The sequence below is a fragment of the Sphingobacterium detergens genome, assembly GCF_003610355.1.
GTDB classification, from domain to species: domain Bacteria; phylum Bacteroidota; class Bacteroidia; order Sphingobacteriales; family Sphingobacteriaceae; genus Sphingobacterium; species Sphingobacterium detergens.
Map to the genome: position 1 here is coordinate 552,414 of NZ_RAPY01000003.1, position 19,462 is coordinate 571,875.

Below are 19,462 nucleotides of genomic sequence, written 5' to 3' on the forward strand. Positions count from 1 at the left end.
ATGAATTACTTCATGGGGGCTCAATATTATGGAATCTACTTGAGTTAGATCAATCCTTTTTCTGCCAATAGTTCAGCAACTTGAACAGCATTTGTTGCTGCACCTTTACGCAAGTTGTCTGCTACTACCCACATATTTAACGTATTCGGTTGCGAGTCATCACGACGGATACGTCCTACAAAAACCTCATCTCTACCATGTGCATCTTTTGGCATCGGATATTGAAGATTAGCAGGATCATCAACAACGATACAACCACTTTGAGCAGCTAATGCAGCACGTACATCATTTAAATCAAAGTCATTTTCAAATTCGATGTTCAATGATTCGGAGTGCCCGCCCATCACTGGAATACGCACAGTTGTTGCTGTTACCTTGATTGAATCGTCACGCATGATTTTGTTTGTTTCCAAAATCATTTTCATTTCCTCTTTGGTGTAGCCATTTTCCTGGAATACATCGATATGTGGAATGACATTCAAATCAATCTGATAAGGATAAGCTTTTTCACCTTCTTTACCTGCGCGTTCATCCATCAACTGGTTAACGGCTTTTACCCCTGTGCCTGTTACGGACTGATAAGTCGAAACTACGACACGCTTAATTTTATATTTATCGTGTAATGGTTTTAACGCCACTACCATTTGAATAGTTGAGCAATTTGGATTTGCGATGATCTTGTCATCAGCAGATAACACATCGCCATTTACTTCTGGAACGACCAATTTCTTCGTCGGATCCATACGCCATGCTGAAGAATTGTCAATTACTGTAATTCCAGCTTCTGCAAATTTTGGTGCAAATTCTTTAGACGTATCACCTCCTGCGGAGAACAATGCAACATCAGGTTTCAAAGCAATAGCCTCAGATGGTGTAACCACCTTATACTTCTTTCCCTTGAATTCAATTTCCTTACCCTTGCTACGCTCTGAAGCTACTGGAATCAATTCTGTTACTGGGAAATTTCGCGCCGCCAACACGGTTAGCATCTCAGTACCTACAAGGCCTGTTGCGCCGACTACTGCCACTTTCATTTTTGTCTGTGTTTAAATTGTGTATATAAAATTTGTTATTTGATTTGTTTTTAGTTGATTCTTGAAGAATGAATTCTTCAAATTTAAAAAATATTCCCCAATTACAATATTAAAATAACAAAATATCGCTTATTCTGCTAAAAAAGTCACAACGACTCCGTTTTTTCAGCCTTGATCAAAAAAATATTGAGTACAAACCGCAATATTTGACCTAAAAAAATTGAAGTAACGATAATTCAAAAAAAATAAAAATTTTCGCTGCTCGTTCAAAAAAACAGAACAAACGATTGAAACGGTTTAAAATCTCATAAAAACAGCGCCAAGAGTCTATAAATTAACATTTTTAGGAGACTGTCCTTTGCATCAAACAGTTGCTAGATACTGAAAAGCCGTTATATTTGCATCATGAAAGAAAGCATTATTATCATTGGTGCAAACGGCCAAATCGGTACTGAATTGGCAATCGCTCTGCGTAAAAAATTTGGTGCAGAAAATGTTGTCACCACAGACATCAGAGAACCACAAATAAAAAGCCCCGACGAGAATTTTGAAATTGCAAATGTGCTTGACAAAAATGGTCTAGACATATTATTTCAAAAATATAAACCTACTCAAGTATATTTATTGGCAGCCATGCTTTCAGCAACAGGAGAGAAATATCCTGAAAAAGCCTGGGAGCTTAATATGAATGGATTGCTCAACGTGCTCGACCTTGCTGTTACATATAAAGTTTCAAGAATATTCTGGCCAAGTTCCATTGCCGTCTTCGGACCACACTCACCAAAAGTAAATACCGAGCAATACTGTGTTATGGATCCGAATACGATCTATGGAATCAGTAAGCTTGCAGGTGAACGTCTTATCGAATGGTATCAGGAGCACCGCGGATTGGATATCCGTAGCGTAAGATATCCAGGTATTATTTCCTGGAAGACAGAACCGGGAGGTGGAACGACAGATTATGCTGTTGATATCTTCTATGAGGCGCTCAAAACAGGTACTTACGAATGTTTCCTATCCGAGAATACAGCATTACCGATGTTATATATGGAAGATGCCATCCGCGGAACACTTGAGCTGATGGACGCGCCACAGGAAAGTCTGAGCATCCGCCACGCCTATAACCTTGGTGGTATTACTTTTACTCCAAAAGAACTCGCACAAGAAATTAAAAAAATTCTTCCTAATTTTGCAATCTCTTACGTAGAGAATGACCCAAGACAACAGATTGCCGATTCATGGCCTGCAAGTCTGGATGATTCATACGCAAGTAAAGACTGGAACTGGAAGCCAGAATTTGACATCCAGAAGATGACAGTCGATATGATTGAGAATCTTAAAAACAAAATATAACAATGGGAAGAGCTTTCGAATTCAGAAAAGAGCGGAAATTCAAACGCTGGGCTAAGATGGCCGTGCAATTTACACGTTTAGGTAAAGAGATCGCTATGGCGGTTAAAGAAAGCGGCCCTCACCCTGAAACCAACTCGAGACTTCGCACAGCAATACATAATGCTAAGGCTGTAAATATGCCTAAAGATCGAATCGAAGCGGCTATAAAACGTGCTTCAGAGAAAGATTCAAAAGGCTACGAAGAATATGTATATGAGGGTTATGGCCCACATGGTGTTCCGGTTTTGATCGAAACAGCAACAGACAATACCAACCGTACCGTAGGAAATATCCGCAGCTATTTTACCAAAGCTGGGGGTTCATTGGGAAAAACAGGATCATTGGATTTTATTTTCAATCGCAAGTCTATTTTCCGCTTTGCAGCTACAGACGAATTGGATCTTGAAGAATTGGAACTGGAGCTTATCGATGGTGGTTTGGAAGAATTATACGTTGAAGCTGATGAAGAAGGCAATGATGTTGCTGTAGTTCAGACTTCTTTTGAAGATTTCGGTAATATGCAAAAATTGCTGGAAGAGAAAGGGATCGAAGTAAGCTCGGCAAAGTTGGAGCGTATTGCTTTATCACACTCTGATATTACTGAAGAACAAGCGGCAGATGTGTTAAAGATGATCGATAAAATCGAAGAGGATGATGATGTTCAGGCGGTATACCATAATATGGCATAAGCTGTTGATCTCACAAAATATCTAAAAAGAGCGCTTGTCGCTCTTTTTTTATAGCAAGGCCTCTCAGCGCCGTCAGAAAAATTACTACATTTGTAATAGACTATATCAAACTCGTAACAGGATGACTTTTGAAGAATTTTTCACGAAAAAGAAAATTGATTTAAAAGCTTTAAAAGCTGCAGATGAACCTTTATTTGAAGAGTTCAGAGCACACTATTCTGCTATGGGCGAGAAAAGCTTTGATCATAGCAAGAAGTTTTGGTTCAACAAGCTTCGTAAAAGCTACCATCTGGCGGAAGAAGAAACGGTGGTTATCAAAAAACCGATCCAAACAGATCCTGTTGAGAAGGCTCCGGCCGCAACAGATGCCACTGCCGCAAAACCTGCAGGTTTCAAACCTAGGTTTAAAGCAACAACTCCAACAACTGAGTCTGCTGAGCAGAAAGAGGAACCTACAACAGAACCTTCGACAGCAGCTGCAAATTCTACCGCAGGATTTAAGCCGCGCTTTAAACCGGGAATCACTAAAAACACAGCGACTTCAGCTGAGGAGACGTCCGCACCTACAGCTTTGTCGAACGACACTGCGCCAGAAACGGCTAAACCAACAGGGTTTAAACCCCGTTTCAAGCCAGGTGTGACGAAAGCAGCTGATAGTACTGTTAACGAGGATATATCCCCACCTGTAGAGGCCTCGGACAGCTCGGCAACAGAAGCAACGAAGCCGACAGGCTTTAAGCCAAGATTCAAAGCAGGTCTGACGAAAGCAGCTGAGCCTTTGCAGCCAGCATCTTCAAATTTTGATGAAGCTGGCCCAGCCAATCCATCCATTGAACCACAACAGGAGAATACCGCTGAAACGGATACAACCGCAGCAAACAAACCCTCAGGATTCAAGCCTAGATTTAAAGCTGGTGTAACGAAAACAGAAAATACGGATTCTTCCCAAACAAAGCCCGCGACAGTAGAGAACACTGTTGACAAGCAGCAAAAGGAACCCAGCGAGCAGGAAACAACAATAGCTAAACCAACGGGGTTCACTCCTCGCTTTAAAGCCGGTGTGACGAAAACAACTGATAGCACTATTAATGAGGATACATCCTCACCTGCGAAGGCCTCGGACAGCTCGGCAACAGAAGCATCGAAGCCGACAGGCTTTAAGCCAAGATTTAAAGCCGGAATAACGAAAACAGCAAGTACTGATAACAAACAGGCGGCTGAATCTGTTCAATCCGCAAACTCTTCGGTAGAGGATGCAACGACACCTTCAGCGGTCGAGGATAGCACTGTTACAGCGAATACATCCTCACCTGCGGAATCCGCGACAAGTTCGGCAACAGAGATATCAAAGCCAACAGGCTTTAAGCCAAGATTCAAAGCTGGTTTAACCAAAACAGCAAGTACTGATTCTCCATCGACAGTAGTTCCCTCAGCAGCAAATACGGACTCTACACAGGAAGTGGATCCGCCAACAGAAGACCCGAACGCGAAACAAACCGCGGCTCCAGAAGCAACACCAACGGGAAGCAATATGGCCAATCCAACTGTTGAACCCCAGCAGAATGATGATACTACAACGGAACAAACTGCAACTAGCAAGCCTACAGGATTCAAACCTCGCTTTAAAGCGGGTTTAACAAAAATTGATAAAAAGGAAGAATAATTTTCACTACATTTAAACTGATTTTTTTTCAACTAGTTTAATAACTCCGATTAAAACCAAAGACCAATGTTAAAGGAAGAAAGACAAGCATTTATTATACATCAGATCAATCTACATAACAAAGTTTTATCTTCAGATTTAAGTGTCCAACTTAATGTATCCGAAGATACGATCAGACGTGACTTGAACGAGCTTGCAGAAAATGGCAAAGTTTTAAAAGTCTACGGTGGAGCGCTTTCCAAATCATTTCAATTTCCTTTTCAGGACGGAAATGTCTACGCTAAAGAAGCGAAAAAAGAAATTGCCAAGAAGGCAAGCTCATTAATCTCAAATGGTATGACTGTATTGGTCGGCGGGGGAACGACCTTGATTGAACTGGCACGAACAATTCCAGACCATCTTCAATGTACATTCTTTACGATCAGCCCACTAGTTGCATTAGAACTGGCTGAAAAGCCAAATCTTGAAGTGATTTTGGTTGGCGGAAAGCTTTCACGTAATACAAACATTGTATCAGGTGCACAGGTGGCCAATGAATTGGCGGACCTAAAAGTAGATCTTTGCTTGCTGGGGACCAATTCACTCTCTGTAGAAGATGGGGTAACGGATTCAGACTGGGAAGTTGTACAGATCAAACGTGCAATGATCAAATGCTCTAAGAAGGTTGCTATACTCAGTATTGCGGAAAAACTTAATTCCGTTCAAAAAATGAAAGTGGTACCTCTACGTGATATTTCCTATTTGATTACTGATATCAATCCGACTGATGTTTCCTTAAAAGAATTTGCGAATACAATTGCAATACTTTAATATTGCCGCTCATTTAATTTAGCATGTCATCGCAAACGGGAAATGACTCTTTAAAATCAAAAACAACAAAAGGATTGCTATGGGGTGGTATGGCCAGTATCATCCAGCAGTTTTTGGGCTTCGGCTTCGGCATTCTACTAAATCGTAAACTAACAGCAGAAGATTACGGTTTAGTAGCCATGATTACCATATTCTCTGTTCTTGCCTCAGCATTTCAAGAGAGCGGATTTGTGTATGGGATTGTCAATAAAAAAGAAGTTCAACATAAAGACTACAATGCCGTATTCTGGACAAGTGTTGGAATAGGTACATTTATTTATATTGTATTATTCTTTTCAGCTCCTCTCATTGCCCTGTACTACAACCAGCCGGTACTTGTTGAACTCAGTCGATTCACCTTTCTGTCCTTCTGGTTAGGAAGTTTCGGGATTGCGCATAACGCCTACCTTTTCCGCAATTTAAAGATCAAGGAAAGAGTGATCACCGGGACTTTGGCCCTTATCTTATCAAATACAATTGGTATCTATTTAGCCTATAAAGGTTATGCCTATTGGGCATTTGCGGTCCAGATCGTTTCCTATAGCGGTTTTAATATGCTTGGCTTTTGGTATTTCTCCAAATTCAAGCCCTCATTTACCTTTGATTTCAGTCCTATCCGCGATATTCTAGGGTTTAGCAGTAAAATACTGGTTACCAATATTTTTATCAATATTAATAAAAACATATATGCGGCAATTTTGGGAAAACATTATACAACCGAAGAACTAGGATATACTGTTCAACCAAATAAATGGAGCCAAATGGCGCAGTCTATTTTAACCAATATGGTTAATAACGTCACACAACCTATCCTACGTGAGATAGAAGACGATAAGGACAGACAGGTTCGTGTATTCCGCAAGCTCATCTCCTTTACGGCTTTTTTAGCTTTTCCAATGTTATTTGGTTTAACAACCGTTGCACAAGACTTCATTACGATTACAATAACCGAAAAATGGCAGCAAAGTGCTATCTTTCTTCAGATTTTCTGTATTGGAGCTGCTTTTGACTCAGTAAGCAATGTCTTCTCCAGCCTGATTATCAGCAAGGGTAAGTCCCAGATCTATATGCGAAATATCGTTGTTTTTGGTTTACTTCAAATCGCTATTTTAGTCTTTGGCAAATCGCTTGGCATTGAAATGCTCATCGCCCTAACCTCCGGATTAAATGCCTTATGGATATTTGTCTGGTACGCTTCGGCTAAACCCTATATGACCTATTCATTCCGTTATCTAATTCAGGATGTTTTTTCATATGCTGTATTAGCCGGTATCAGCTGTTTGGCAGCACACTATGCCACCGCATCCATTGCCAACCTGTACCTTCGGTTTGCAAGTACTATCGCTGTCGCTGTATGTGCATATATTATCGTCAATAGAGTCTTTAAGCCGAGTATTTTGCTTGAATTATTCAGCTATTTCATCACAGTTATCCGAAAAAAATAGATGGCCAAGATTCTCACCATAATCGTTTCTTATAATTTTGAACCTTGGATTCACAAATGCCTGCACAGTTTGTTATTATCAAGCCATCCAACGGATATCCTTGTTATAGATAATAACTCAAGGGATCATACTTCCCGTATCATCAAAGAAACTTATCCTGCTGTTAGGCTGATAGAAAGTCCCGAAAACCTCGGTTTTGGAAAAGCCAACAACATTGGATTGACTATCGCCCTAGAGGAAGATTATGACTACGCCTTTTTGGTCAATCAGGACGCTTGGATAGATCAGAACTGCATCGCCAACCTGATCAAGGTAAACACTGCAAACATGGGAATTATTTCCCCCATCCACTACGATGGTACGGAGGAAAAACTCGACCATGGCTTCTCAGTCTATACGAAGCATACGCAGTTTGAAAATTCCTACCGAACTTGCTCATTCGTCAATGCTGCTTTTTGGTTGATACCAAAAGCTGTCATCAAAAAAGTCGGCGGTTTTTCTCCAATTTTCTTCCATTATGGAGAAGATAAAGATTATGCCAACCGCATCCATTATTATGGATTGAACTTTGTATTAGCCGAAGATGCCAAGGCTTATCACGACAGACAGCAGCGCCAAGTAGATCGCAAAGCTTTTCTAAAGAGCGAATTCGTCTATCATCTGACAGAATATTGCAATATCAATTATACGTTTACAAAGGCTTTCTCAATGGCGATATTAGCGAGCGTAAAGAAAATGCTGACTTCTTTGGGTAAAGGTCGTATTTTTGAAACAAGAAGTTATTTCAATATTGCTTTTAGACTATTGGGTAAGACCATGGAAGTCCGTGATACCCGTCAGGCTAATAAAAAGGCTTTTAACAAAATTTTTTGATAGATGAACAGTCTTGCTCCAGTCTTACTCTTTGTGTATAATCGTCCAGCGCATACGCTAAAGACTCTTGCAGCACTTGAGAGAAACAAGTATGCTGACCAGACCATTCTCTATATTTATTCGGATGCGGCAAAAGATGAGCGCGCGATTGAGGCTGTAGAAGAGGTACGTCGGATTATAAAAAAACCTTGGTATTTTAAACAGGTCAAAATTGTCGAGCGGGACAAAAATTGGGGCTTAGCTGCGAATGTCATTGACGGTGTTACCAAAGTCGTGCAAGAACATGGGCAGATTATAGTCTTAGAAGATGATCTTGAAACATCAGCATTTGCTCTCGATTACTTTAATAAAGCACTAGACCGCTATAAAGAGGACGAACAGGTCATGCAGATCAGTGGCTACGGCTATCCGGTAAAAAATCTGAATGAGCTTCCTGAAACGTTTTTCTTTCGAGTCGCCAATAGCTGGGGTTGGGCGACATGGGATCGTGCTTGGCAACATTTCAACCCCAACATAGATGAGCTTGTTTCCGATTTTTCGGAAGAACAGATTCATCAGTTCAGTATTGAAGGAAAAGAGAACTTTTGGAAGCAGGTACAGGAGCTTCGCACGGGAAAGATCAACTCCTGGGCAATACGTTGGTACGCTTCGGTATTCAAAAAAAATGGACTAGTTTTGTATCCGAGGAATTCGATGACACAGAATATCGGTAACGATGGTTCGGGCACTCATACAGCTGCAGAATCAACCTATCAGGTCACTTTAGCAGATCATCCTGTACATGCTTTCCCTACCGAAATAGCGGAGAATGTACAAGGGTATGAAGCTATAAAATATTTCTACGCACATCGGAAAGGTTCTTTATTCAATCGGGGCATCCGATTCCTCAAGAAAAAAATTAACAAATTCAAGAAATAGACATGTCTGCTCATCCAAAATTTTCAATCATCACTGTCGTTTACAATAATGTGCGGGATATTGAGCATACCATCACATCTGTTGTTAACCAGACTTACGACAATATTGAATATATCGTCATTGACGGGGAATCATCCGATGGCACTTTAGCCGTTATTCAAAAATATCAGGATAAAATTGCGGTCTTATTATCTGAAAAAGACAAAGGAATTTACGATGCGATGAACAAAGGCCTTGCTTTGGCTACAGGCGACTATGTTCTCTTTTTGAATTCCGGCGATGAAATATACGATCTCAACAGCATCGAAAACCTAGCGAAGCTCAGTGATGATGCCGATATCCTCTATGGTGAAACGATACTGATAGATGACAATAGGGCTTTTATTGGTGAACGAAGGCATAAGGTCCCTGCAAATTTCGACTGGAAGAGTTTTCGTTATGGCATGAATATCTGTCATCAGGCCATTTATATCAAACGGAGTATTGCAGAACCGTATGATCTCAATTATAAGTTATGCGCGGATATAGATTGGGTCATTCGCTGTGCTAAAAAGGCAAATAAATCTGTTAATGCCCATCAATATGTAGCGCGCTATCTCGTGGGCGGGATGTCAAAACAGAAACATAAGGAGTCGCTAAAAGAACGCTTCGCCATCTTCAAACACTATTACGGCACCATTCCCAATTTATTCAATCATGGGATCATCGCTTTAAAAGCGATCTGGTACCGCATTAATTACGGAAAACCCCAAGACTAATGCTAAATCCTGAAATCCTCACTGAACTTGTAACAGTTAAAATGCCTTTCGGCAAATATCAAGGCTACACCTTATGCAATCTTCCGGAGCCTTATTTGGTCTGGTACAATCAAAAAGGATTTCCTAAAGGCAAATTAGGACAGCAACTGGCCACACTTTATGAGATCAAGCTAAACGGCCTGGAGTATCTTCTGGAACCTTTGAAGAAAAGGTGACGAAGGTCATTTCCTTCCATTTATTATTTTTTGTAGCTTTGCAGTGAATTTATTTTTGCATTAAACGCCGTTTGCAGCGGTATCAATGAATATCATGACACAATATCAAACATTGCTGTACTATTGTTACAGCCCTATCGAAAACGCAGAACAGTTTGCGACTGATCACCTTGAATTTTGTAAATCACTTGACTTAGTAGGACGTATTATCGTCGCTGATGAAGGCTTGAATGGTACCGTTTCGGGGACCACTGAAGCTTGTCAGCAATATATGGATGCAATTTATGCGGATGGTCGTTTTAACAAAACAGAATTTAAAATCGATCATGTTGAAGAACCTTCTTTCATCAAAATGCACTGTCGCTACAAAGCTGAAATCGTGCACTCTGGCCTAAGAGATCCAAAAGAAATTGATCCAAACCGCCAAACAGGTGTGCATCTGGAACCAAAAGATTTCTTGGCGATGAAAGACCAAGAAGATGTCGTTGTATTAGATGTCCGTTCAAACTACGAGCATAATGTAGGTCACTTTAAAAATGCGGTGACTTTGGACATTGACAACTTCCGCGAGTTTCCAGAAAAAATCAAAGAGCTTGAACAATATAGAGGAAAAAAAATATTGACCTATTGTACTGGTGGGATCAAATGTGAAAAAGCTTCTGCCCTATTGTTAAAAGAGGGATTTGAGGATGTCTACCAATTGCATGGTGGAATCATTAAATATGGCAAAGAAGCAGGTGGTGAAGATTTCGAAGGACAGTGTTATGTCTTTGACAATCGTGTCACAGTAGATGTTAACTCGGTCAATCCATCGGTCGTATCAACTTGTTTCAATTGTGGCAAACAGACAACCAAGATGATCAATTGCGCTAATCCTGTCTGTAATGAACATTTCACGCAATGCGACGAGTGTGGTGAGGAAATGGACGGCTGTTGTTCGGTTGCCTGCAAAGAAAGCCCGAATAAACGAGAATATGATGGTACAGGATACTATGTAAAGGTACCTCAACCAGTCAACGTAGACAAAATCAGTAAGAGAAAACATAAGAATTTTCCACCGAAAGTAACGGTAGAAGATTAATTCAATACAACATAAAAAAAGTCTGTAACTGATCAGTTACAGACTTTTTTTATGTTGTAAGATTGCTTTACTTCGCAAACATTCCTGCGATCGAGTCAAGGATATTTCCTTTGGATTGACCATCGTTACTTTTATCAAAGAAGCTGCCGGCCAAACCGCCCAACATATCAGTCATACTACCGCCTGTAGAAGCCTGTTGTGTTTCTTGTGCAGGCTCTTCCTGTCCGCCTCCTAGAAATGAACCGAGAATCCCTCCTAGCATACCACCCCCGGCACCTTGCTGTCCACCACCACCTAAAACAGATCCAATCAGGTCACCAATACCACCGCCACTAGACGCCTGTTTTTGTTGACCTAAATAACTCATGACAATAGGCGCTAACGTTGCTAAAACCCCAGTTACCTGAGCAGAGCTAATACCAGCTTTATCGGCAATATTCTGTGTCACCACCTCTGTGTTTTGTCCAAACATATGGTTGACAATCTTATTCCCGTCGTCAGATCCACCCTGACCAAATAAATCACCTATCTTATCGAAGATACCTCCACCGCTATGTTGATCGATCGCTTTGTCAATGTTTTCCGATTGACCTTTGTTTTTTGCATTGTAGTTCAATGCTGCAATCATTAAAGGAACAGCCGCTGCCACAATCCATTTTGCTTTGGATTCACTGACGCCTGTCATTTTAGAAATGGCTTCTATTGCTTTCGAGCCAACTCCTCCTGTAACTAAGTCTGTTAAGTTCATAAATCTTCGTTTATAGTTATGATGAAGATAACGATTTTTTATGAGGAGTTTAGAAAATATATACCAACAACAGAAAGCCCTGTGGAGTCTTCACTACACAGGGCTTTTATAGGGTCAATTTCTATTTGATATGCACAGACCGAACAATAAAAGAGATTGGCGATAGTTATCGCTAATTTCTTTTATTGTTCAATCTTCGTAGATAATTCGTTTTCGATTTCAGTCAGCGTAGAAGCTTTTGTCATCTCAATATTATTCTGGGATCGAGCTGAAGTCCATCTCGCCAGAGATGTATTATATACCCCACCCAAACTCACAAAATACCCCACATCCGATGTATTATATTTCAGGAAAATATTATTTGTTCCTGCCATAAAAAACGGCTGCGCCTTTAATGACAATGGATCTATCACATCATAATAATCGTTGTTGGTAATCCGATACCCTTTGGTACCATCCGTTAATGCACCTCCACCAGAAATATACATAACATCTACAGGCTTGATTGCTTCTGTGACTGTTGTTGTGTTAAATACCGCGATACCAAAGGCATTACCGCTATTCGCCATCAGACCGCCCGTTTTATTACCAATGCCATCGAAACCATCTTTGGTAACATAATCATAATTCAGGACCCATTTTGCATTTGAAATATCCGTAGAGCTCGAACCATTAATCAATTTATATTTTCCACCAACGTAGAAATACTGGCCCTTTGTAACAGTTCCAGAAGTAATATTTAGTTTATAGGTGCGCATTCCCCCTGTAGCCCAACCTTTTGCCGGAACCCCGGTCGGAGTCGACGCATTAGCATTATTACTAACGATAACTGAATAAGGTGTCTTTGTAAAATCGATATCTTCTATCGCCAAAAGTTGAATATATTCGTAATTTCCATCACTACCTTTTACATCACTGGCAAATCCGGAAATAGCTACGGGTGTATGTTCAATCACTGAACTTAGCTCCTGAATATCTGATTCTCTACGTAAAACCTCATAAGGAACAAGATTACCGTCAGCACCTTGTTTATTAAAAATCACGCCAAAATAATTTGCTAAAACACTTAGATTCTTTTTCGCAAATTTGGCGGATGATTTGGTTACCATATTTAAATTTCCGAAACCGTCATTAAGGGTCTTTTGTCCCTCTAAAATATCTCCAGCTGCCGGTAAAGGGTTAAAACCGCCTTTAACAATCGCGACTAAAGTGCTTTCATATTTATCGGGATTTACTAAAATATCTTTTGCCGTAACACGATTATTGGGAATTGGTCTATCGGAAGCAATTTTCACGATATTTGATTCTAAAACATTCTTTAATTGAAGAACCCCATCTTCCCTGGTCAACTCACTACCTACAATATTGATTTCTAAAGAATCCCCAATTATATAATTTTCAGCCGCCTTACCTAGGGGGATTGTTATTCCCCGAAGTTGATTCAAACGCCTACGATCTTGAATTACTAAGTAGCCCTCCGGGAAGTTACCTTCTCGATGATCCGAAACTACCACACCAGCAATCGTCGTGGAGCCATCCAAATTGTCTTGACTTATTTGTACTGATTGCCCTTTGTAGATACTCCGAACATCAAAAATACCTATATATGAACTTATCACCCCTCCTGGGTAATTTCCATCTTTGCTACATGAACCGAGGGACAAAACTCCCATCACGCTCACTATTGTGTAAAGAATATATTTCTTCATTGTCTGCTAATTAAAATTTCTGGAAAAATCACCTTATGGTTTTTGCCACCAAACCTTTGTACTAATCACATCTCCGCCTTGCGATTGAACAGCGAGCTTATAATTCGTTGGATTTGCTGACTGAACATAAATTGGATAGTTTAACCTGGCCGGCATTTCTCCATTATTTTTCAAGCCTGTCCCTTTCGGTAATTTAGGGTAGCCCGTTCTTCTAAATTCAAACCATTGTTGACAATCCACAAATAATAAGGCATAATACTTTTGTAGATGAATCATCTCCATCTTTTTTTCAAAAGAGTCACTGTCGTCCCAATTTATATCGCCATTATTTAAATAGTCTTCAATAGACTCTGTGTAAGTCGGAAGCCAAGTTGTGATTCCTTTCATAACCCCGTCTTTGTAAAGATCCCCAGGTTTATCATCATAGAAACCTTTTAACGCCAATTCCGCCTTAATAAACTGCAATTCAGCGCAATTCATGATCATGCCGGTCAATGGTTCATTCATCATTGTTCGCACGGCGATACTATTTACTGTTTGGTCGTAAGAATAGAAATACGATTGCTTCTCCCATCCTTCTCCAGGAGCGTAACCACTTGGAACTCCAACGAAATTACCGCTCACGGGCGCCACCCCCAAACGATTTACTCCATTTGAACCGTATGTAGGAATATTTATCCTAGGGTCATTCCATGCGACCAAATTATCGATAAAGAAGCTACCCAAGGAAGGTGTTCTAAAATCCTGCGCACGCACATCCATAAATGGCGAAACAAACGGGATCGTCCCAGTCCATTTAAGCACTGCTGAATCATCATTACTAGTCATAATCGGGTAGGTTGACGCATTATTAACCAAAATTTCGGAAATCTTAGCTTTCACAAAGCTAGCCACTTCGGCATCCTGTTTACCCGAAACTCTTAGTAATAGTCGTAAAAATAACGAGTTACCAAATTTTCGCCATTTGCTGATATTACCTGCATATATGGGGTCATATTCCCCTTTGATTGCTGTATTTTTAGCCAAAAGTGTGTTAGCCGTATCAAGCTGTCTAAAAAGATCCATATAGATCTCCTTTTGAGTATCAAACTTCGGTTCTATAATACCATCACTCAGCCCTTTTAATGCTTCACTGTATGGGATATCACCATAGGTATCGGTCAATATAGAGTATATCCATGTCTTCATAATCAATGCAATACCCCGATAGGACGCATTATCATTCATTCCACCGTCCGAAAGCTTATAAATTTCATTAATATTGTTCAGTTCGGGATATAAAGAATTCCATGGCCCATCTGCTACGTTATTTCTAATATCATAACGGAAGATGCGATATTCCCCATCGCCAATATTCACTGTCACCTGCATTAACTCATTGTTTAATGAACGATTTCGTGACATATTTGATGCGACAGCATCTCGAAAGGCGGCCTGCATAAGCTGATAAGGATAGACTTTTGTACTATTGTTTGGATCGGTATTAATTTCCTGAAAGTTCTTATCACAAGATTGTGTTAATACTATTAGTGAAAGGAAAAGACAACCCAATCCGAAAAATTTTATAGTTGATTTCATAATGACTTTGAGTTAAAATCCGACAATTAAATTAACACCATACGTGCGTGTAGAAGGGAACTGAGCAATTTCAAATCCTTTGACAATATCTGATCCTGACAATGTACCAAATTCCGGATCAAAGTTTGGCCAATTAGACCAGATCACAAGATTTCTACCATATACCCCAACAGATGCTTTTTGTAGTTTTAAACGATTGACAAAAGCTTTGGAAAAAGAGTAATCAAATCGGGCTTCTCTAAATTTGATAAAGTTGGTTGAGAAGGTACTGCCCTCGGCGTTATCCTGCCCATAGTGAGAACGATAATATTCATCAATATCTGTTGCGATAACATCATTTTTTCGATAAGTTCCATCTGCATTTTGAACAACACCATTTCCTATAATTCCACTATAACGTCCGGGCAAGGTATTTTTTGTTTTTCCCTGCTCCGCTAATTTGTAATGGGTCAAAGAATGGGAAACTCCACCAAACTGGGCATCAAACAATAAGTTCAAGCGGAAACCTTTATATTTAAATTCGTGTCCTAAGCTTACTTTACCTTTGGGAATTGTATTTCCCAAATAAACCACTTCATCCGTCAATAATGCAACGCCCGTTTTACCATCATATATAATCTGTCCATCTGGCGATCTTTGATATCCAATTCCATACAGATCTCCCATAGATCCACCGACTTTCGCAACCAACTGTCCACCAGCGACAGGTCCGGTTTGTAAGATCATTGTCGAATCACCTAATTCAGTGATTTTATTCTGATTCATAGAGAATGTTGCAAAGACTTTCCAGCTGAAACCATCTTTAATTTTGATTGGCATACCATCCATTGCAACCTCAATTCCTTTATTCCGGACCTCGCCAGCATTCACCATCTTGTATCGTGCACCTGTTGAAGCATCAACAACTCGCCTTAATTGTTGATTACGTGTAGCACCCTGATAAACCGCCACGTCAAAACCAAAACGATCTCTAAACATCCGAACCTCAGTTCCAAATTCAAAAGAAAGTGTCCTTAGGGGCTCTAAAAATGGATTTACCATAGTTGATGGGATCTGAATCCCTCCGGGATACTGAGGACCTGCACTCTCATACGAAAAATCGATAATATAAGGAAGTCCTCCACCATTACCAACCCCAGCAACAGACCCCCTTAATTTTGCATAATTAATGGCTTTTGGTAATTTCCATACTTCCGAAGCAATAAAACTAGCATTTAAGGAAGGATAAGTAAAATAAGTCCTTTTGTCAGGAGCCAAAGCTGAGGCCAATGTACTTGCCCAGTCGGCCCGGTAAGTACCATCTACGAATAAAAAGTTTTTATAGGCAGCAGTAACAAAACCATACAAGCTATTTGACTGCATACGGCTCTTGTATGGCAAGCTCAGTATCTGACCCTTCGCATTGGCCATGGTGTAAACTCCTGGATAAGTCAACGAATCCGCCCGCATCTCATCTTTATTGTAGCGATTATCATTTGTGCTACCACCAACTGTTGCGGAAACCTTCCAATCCTTATTGACTTCTTTATCATATTTCAATAAGAAATCTAAAGTCGTTTCATGTGAAAAAATTGATTGTGTACGATAGCTGCCGAAAGGCATTTTAGCACCAGCATCATAAGGTCGCTTCTGTTCGCGATTTTCATAGGCCATATCCATTGAACTACGCAACATTAAATTCCAATTTTTGTTAAACTGGTAGCTTGCTTGGACGTTTCCTGTTATCCCGTTCCTATTCATCCCATTGATAAATTCCCTTGATATAGCAAAGGGATTTTCAGGGTAAGAAGAAAATGGATATTTAATTTTTTGCCCTTCCGACCCTTGTACCCAATAATCCTTTAACCAATTCATATCTGCATTGGGTTGCCAGAAAATAAACCAATACATTAAAGATTGATTGCCATATCCTGCTCCGGGTAGATTGTCAGACCATTTATTGGTATAGTTTACTTTCGCATTGATTTGTAATTTATCACTCACCTTGGAGTTTACCGATAACGCTACAGTATTTCTTTTGTATCCCGTATTCGGAACAATCCACGTATTATTGACATTTGTTGCCGAAAATCTTGCGGAGGTCTTCTCTGTACCACCATCAATGCTTACTGAATTGGTAAATGTTTTTCCGACGTCAAAGAAAGTCTTCAAATTATCATATGGACGCCAAAGAGTCCGTTCCGTCCCCACTTTTTGGGTAACAGGATCATATTGATAGAAATACTGTCCATCGAATTTTGGACCATAAGCCGAACTTGTTCCAGACGTACTAGCTCCGTCTTCTGTTGTTCCATAAGAATAATAATTTGACCCTGCCAATCCCTGTCCATATTCATATTGCAAGTCAGGCATGCGGTTGATTGCTTCCAGTGAAGTATTTGAATTCACCGTAACTCCTATTCCCTTTTTCCCTTTCGAGCCAGATTTAGTCGTAATCATAATGGCACCGTTTGCGCCACGCTGACCGTATAAAGCTGCTGCCCCAGCTCCTTTTAAAACCGTTATGTTTTCGATATCTTCCGGATTGATATCGTCAATACCTGAGCCATAATCAGCAGGCATATTATCTGACCCCGTGCCATAAGTATTTTCGCCCTGATTAGCCGTTCTACGGCCGCTACCATCATTTACAACAACACCATCAATCACAATCAAAGCACCCTTATCTCCTGATAAGCTTGCCTCACCCCTTAAAATAATCTTGGTAGAACCTGTAGGACCCGCATTTGAACGCATCAGATTCAACCCTGCTACTTTTCCTGACAATGCATCGCTCCAGTTATTCGAAAGCGCATCTGTCAATTGCTCGCCTTTAACAACTGTTGCACTATATCCCAATTCCCGTTCTTGTCTTTTAATCCCCAATGCTGTCACAACAACCTCTTCAAGTGCCGCAGAAGTCGGATTTAGCGCAATTTGTAGATTGCTTTGCGTCGCTTCGAATATCTTTGTTTGCGCTTCATAACCGATTAGTTGAAAACGTATCTTCCCACCAACCTCTACATCGACCTCAAAATTACCGTTTCGATCGGTTGTCGCCTTTGCGATACCTTCTGAAAGAATAGAAACTGAAGCTAATGGTTCCTGTGTCTTACTATCTACAACTTTTCCTTTAATTTTAATCTTCCCCTGATTAAAATTATGTGTGACTCCATGACTGTTGTCCATTGGAACAGCCGCCGAAGCTACATCCAGATTGCAAGCAACTACCAGCGCTGCAAATAGCACTTTCGAGGATGAGTGCCTTAGATTAATTTGGATAGGGTTAATACTAAACATAGATATTAGTGTAAATTGTTAATTTGCAATTTGGGACAAAAGTATACTCTTAACAAAAAGTTTGTTTTAACTTAATGTTTTCTTTCTGTTAACAATTGTTTCGAATATAATTTCCTTTAAGAAACATTTTGCCCGATTTACATCATATAAAAATGCATAAGAATTCATTACAGACAGGAATTTCACGCATTAGGTCTAAAAAGCAAGCCTTTACCTTGGTTATTTATTATAATAGAATCGAAAATAATTAATATTCCTTAAAAAACGAAATAAATCGAAATTATTTAAAACACACAACCGAAACAAGATTCTATCACCCAATCCCTTATGGGATACCTAGAAAGGAAAAAGAAAATATAGTAGCAGCCAAAGTCAAACCTATAAGAATTAATTTGGAGCTGGGCAACTTCCCTTATTTTGCACGTAATCATCTACGCAAATACCATAAATACCGGACCTTAATCGAATAACAGATCTTAAAAATGGACTCCCAAAAAACTCAAAGATCTACCCCAATCCCTGACTAGTTTTTGGCTTTTGCTAAACACTATTTGGAAAATACTGAACAGTATTTCACAAATAGTGTCTACTTTTTTCTAAATACCGATCACTTGTTTAAAACAACCGATCACTTGTTGCATTATCCCGAACACTTTCTCCAGTAGACTGATCACTTTTTACGGAGAACTGTACACTCCATAGCAAATACCGACTGGAGTTCTGAGGGAACTGATCAGTATTTGCAAAGAACAGATCACTTTTTAGCAACAAGTGAATGGTCTGTAGCGAATACTGATCGGTTTCTTACAAACTCCATTCAGTTGTTTGAAATGACTGATCTGTTTTTTCAAAATTCTGTTCGGTGTCGATCAAAAGGTGTCCACTTTTCTTAAAATGCTGATCAGCCCATTAGAATTTGTGATCAGTCGTTGGATAAAACTGTTCACATTTTTCAAAAGGGTGAACAGCTTTTGCTGAAAACCGCACAGTTGTCGGCAAAAACTGTTCGGAATATTCGGAAAAGTGATTACCAAAAGCCAAAAACCGATCAGTAAAAGCCGACCTTTTTCTAGTAATTCACTGATCAGCGTCAGCAGAATAGAGCGTATGGTCGTCAAACATTTAAGAAAATATAGCCTTCTAGCACAGATAAACCGCCTTTTCCCCTCAACATACCGAAATCAACTGGTTAATATCAGTAAAAGCAACACTTGGGGAACAAACCAAGACA

At 39.9% G+C, this 19,462-nt stretch carries 15 protein-coding genes; 10 read left to right on the forward strand and 5 right to left on the reverse strand.

Annotated elements, in window-relative coordinates:
• Nucleotides 1–44 precede the first annotated feature (44 nt).
• Complete coding sequence (locus tag DFQ12_RS17875; protein ID WP_120260404.1) at nucleotides 45–1,034, reverse strand: aspartate-semialdehyde dehydrogenase; 990 nt, start codon at nucleotides 1,032–1,034, stop codon at nucleotides 45–47.
• A gap of 405 nt (nucleotides 1,035–1,439) precedes the next feature.
• On the opposite strand from DFQ12_RS17875, the gene DFQ12_RS17880 reads away from it, so the two are divergent.
• The 10 genes from DFQ12_RS17880 to trhO all read left to right on the forward strand — a co-directional run bounded on the left by DFQ12_RS17880 (nucleotide 1,440) and on the right by trhO (nucleotide 10,917).
• Nucleotides 1,440–2,387, forward strand: coding sequence for an NAD-dependent epimerase/dehydratase family protein (locus DFQ12_RS17880; protein ID WP_120260405.1), 948 nt, complete (start codon nucleotides 1,440–1,442; stop codon nucleotides 2,385–2,387).
• A gap of 2 nt (nucleotides 2,388–2,389) precedes the next feature.
• Nucleotides 2,390–3,115, forward strand: coding sequence for a YebC/PmpR family DNA-binding transcriptional regulator (locus DFQ12_RS17885; RefSeq protein ID WP_120260406.1), 726 nt, complete (start codon nucleotides 2,390–2,392; stop codon nucleotides 3,113–3,115).
• Between the two features lie 121 nt (nucleotides 3,116–3,236).
• Nucleotides 3,237–4,778: a hypothetical protein gene (locus tag DFQ12_RS17890; RefSeq protein WP_120260407.1), complete on the forward strand. Its 1,542-nt coding sequence runs from the start codon at nucleotides 3,237–3,239 to the stop codon at nucleotides 4,776–4,778.
• A 66-nt stretch (nucleotides 4,779–4,844) separates the two neighbouring features.
• Nucleotides 4,845–5,588, forward strand: a complete 744-nt coding sequence (locus tag DFQ12_RS17895; protein WP_120260408.1) for a DeoR/GlpR family DNA-binding transcription regulator — start codon at nucleotides 4,845–4,847, stop codon at nucleotides 5,586–5,588.
• 23 nt (nucleotides 5,589–5,611) lie between these two features.
• Complete coding sequence (locus DFQ12_RS17900) at nucleotides 5,612–7,072, forward strand: lipopolysaccharide biosynthesis protein (RefSeq protein WP_120260409.1); 1,461 nt, start codon at nucleotides 5,612–5,614, stop codon at nucleotides 7,070–7,072.
• Nucleotides 7,073–7,945 carry a glycosyltransferase family 2 protein gene (locus DFQ12_RS17905; protein ID WP_120260410.1) on the forward strand — a complete coding sequence of 291 codons (873 nt, stop codon included), beginning with the start codon at nucleotides 7,073–7,075 and terminating at the stop codon, nucleotides 7,943–7,945.
• 3 nt (nucleotides 7,946–7,948) lie between these two features.
• The gene (locus DFQ12_RS17910) at nucleotides 7,949–8,863 is read left to right on the forward strand and encodes a glycosyltransferase (RefSeq protein ID WP_120260411.1); all 915 of its coding nucleotides are present in this window, start codon (nucleotides 7,949–7,951) and stop codon (nucleotides 8,861–8,863) included.
• A gap of 2 nt (nucleotides 8,864–8,865) precedes the next feature.
• Entirely contained in the window at nucleotides 8,866–9,621 is a 756-nt protein-coding gene (locus tag DFQ12_RS17915; protein ID WP_120260412.1) for a glycosyltransferase family 2 protein, read from the forward strand.
• Entirely contained in the window at nucleotides 9,621–9,836 is a 216-nt protein-coding gene (locus DFQ12_RS17920) for a DUF3820 family protein (RefSeq protein ID WP_046673143.1), read from the forward strand. The genes DFQ12_RS17915 and DFQ12_RS17920 overlap by 1 nt, the downstream gene beginning before the upstream one ends.
• A gap of 94 nt (nucleotides 9,837–9,930) precedes the next feature.
• Nucleotides 9,931–10,917 carry an oxygen-dependent tRNA uridine(34) hydroxylase TrhO gene (gene trhO / locus DFQ12_RS17925; RefSeq protein ID WP_120260556.1) on the forward strand — a complete coding sequence of 329 codons (987 nt, stop codon included), beginning with the start codon at nucleotides 9,931–9,933 and terminating at the stop codon, nucleotides 10,915–10,917.
• 67 nt (nucleotides 10,918–10,984) lie between these two features.
• Here the strand turns inward: trhO and DFQ12_RS17930 are convergent, their stop codons facing one another.
• The 4 genes from DFQ12_RS17930 to DFQ12_RS17945 all read right to left on the reverse strand — a co-directional run bounded on the left by DFQ12_RS17930 (nucleotide 10,985) and on the right by DFQ12_RS17945 (nucleotide 18,231).
• Nucleotides 10,985–11,665 (reverse strand): DUF937 domain-containing protein, encoded by a 681-nt coding sequence (locus tag DFQ12_RS17930; protein ID WP_120260413.1) that lies wholly within the window; start codon nucleotides 11,663–11,665, stop codon nucleotides 10,985–10,987.
• A gap of 182 nt (nucleotides 11,666–11,847) precedes the next feature.
• Nucleotides 11,848–13,374: a DUF5689 domain-containing protein gene (locus DFQ12_RS17935; protein WP_120260414.1), complete on the reverse strand. Its 1,527-nt coding sequence runs from the start codon at nucleotides 13,372–13,374 to the stop codon at nucleotides 11,848–11,850.
• 33 nt (nucleotides 13,375–13,407) lie between these two features.
• Nucleotides 13,408–14,952, reverse strand: coding sequence for a SusD/RagB family nutrient-binding outer membrane lipoprotein (locus tag DFQ12_RS17940; RefSeq protein WP_120260415.1), 1,545 nt, complete (start codon nucleotides 14,950–14,952; stop codon nucleotides 13,408–13,410).
• Nucleotides 14,953–14,964: 12 nt separating this feature from the next.
• Nucleotides 14,965–18,231: a SusC/RagA family TonB-linked outer membrane protein gene (locus DFQ12_RS17945; RefSeq protein ID WP_244211781.1), complete on the reverse strand. Its 3,267-nt coding sequence runs from the start codon at nucleotides 18,229–18,231 to the stop codon at nucleotides 14,965–14,967.
• Nucleotides 18,232–19,462: the final 1,231 nt, after the last annotated feature.

Bases quoted from the DNA above. Each gene is read 5' to 3' on its own strand.
- DFQ12_RS17875 (WP_120260404.1), bottom strand. From the start codon at position 1,034: ATGAAAGTGGCAGTAGTCGGCGCAACAGGCCTTGTAGGTACTGAGATG.
- DFQ12_RS17880 (WP_120260405.1), top strand. From the start codon at position 1,440: ATGAAAGAAAGCATTATTATCATTGGTGCAAACGGCCAAATCGGTACT.
- DFQ12_RS17885 (WP_120260406.1), top strand. From the start codon at position 2,390: ATGGGAAGAGCTTTCGAATTCAGAAAAGAGCGGAAATTCAAACGCTGG.
- DFQ12_RS17890 (WP_120260407.1), top strand. From the start codon at position 3,237: ATGACTTTTGAAGAATTTTTCACGAAAAAGAAAATTGATTTAAAAGCT.
- DFQ12_RS17895 (WP_120260408.1), top strand. From the start codon at position 4,845: ATGTTAAAGGAAGAAAGACAAGCATTTATTATACATCAGATCAATCTA.
- DFQ12_RS17900 (WP_120260409.1), top strand. From the start codon at position 5,612: ATGTCATCGCAAACGGGAAATGACTCTTTAAAATCAAAAACAACAAAA.
- DFQ12_RS17905 (WP_120260410.1), top strand. From the start codon at position 7,073: ATGGCCAAGATTCTCACCATAATCGTTTCTTATAATTTTGAACCTTGG.
- DFQ12_RS17910 (WP_120260411.1), top strand. From the start codon at position 7,949: ATGAACAGTCTTGCTCCAGTCTTACTCTTTGTGTATAATCGTCCAGCG.
- DFQ12_RS17915 (WP_120260412.1), top strand. From the start codon at position 8,866: ATGTCTGCTCATCCAAAATTTTCAATCATCACTGTCGTTTACAATAAT.
- DFQ12_RS17920 (WP_046673143.1), top strand. From the start codon at position 9,621: ATGCTAAATCCTGAAATCCTCACTGAACTTGTAACAGTTAAAATGCCT.
- trhO (WP_120260556.1), top strand. From the start codon at position 9,931: ATGACACAATATCAAACATTGCTGTACTATTGTTACAGCCCTATCGAA.
- DFQ12_RS17930 (WP_120260413.1), bottom strand. From the start codon at position 11,665: ATGAACTTAACAGACTTAGTTACAGGAGGAGTTGGCTCGAAAGCAATA.
- DFQ12_RS17935 (WP_120260414.1), bottom strand. From the start codon at position 13,374: ATGAAGAAATATATTCTTTACACAATAGTGAGCGTGATGGGAGTTTTG.
- DFQ12_RS17940 (WP_120260415.1), bottom strand. From the start codon at position 14,952: ATGAAATCAACTATAAAATTTTTCGGATTGGGTTGTCTTTTCCTTTCA.
- DFQ12_RS17945 (WP_244211781.1), bottom strand. From the start codon at position 18,231: ATGTTTAGTATTAACCCTATCCAAATTAATCTAAGGCACTCATCCTCG.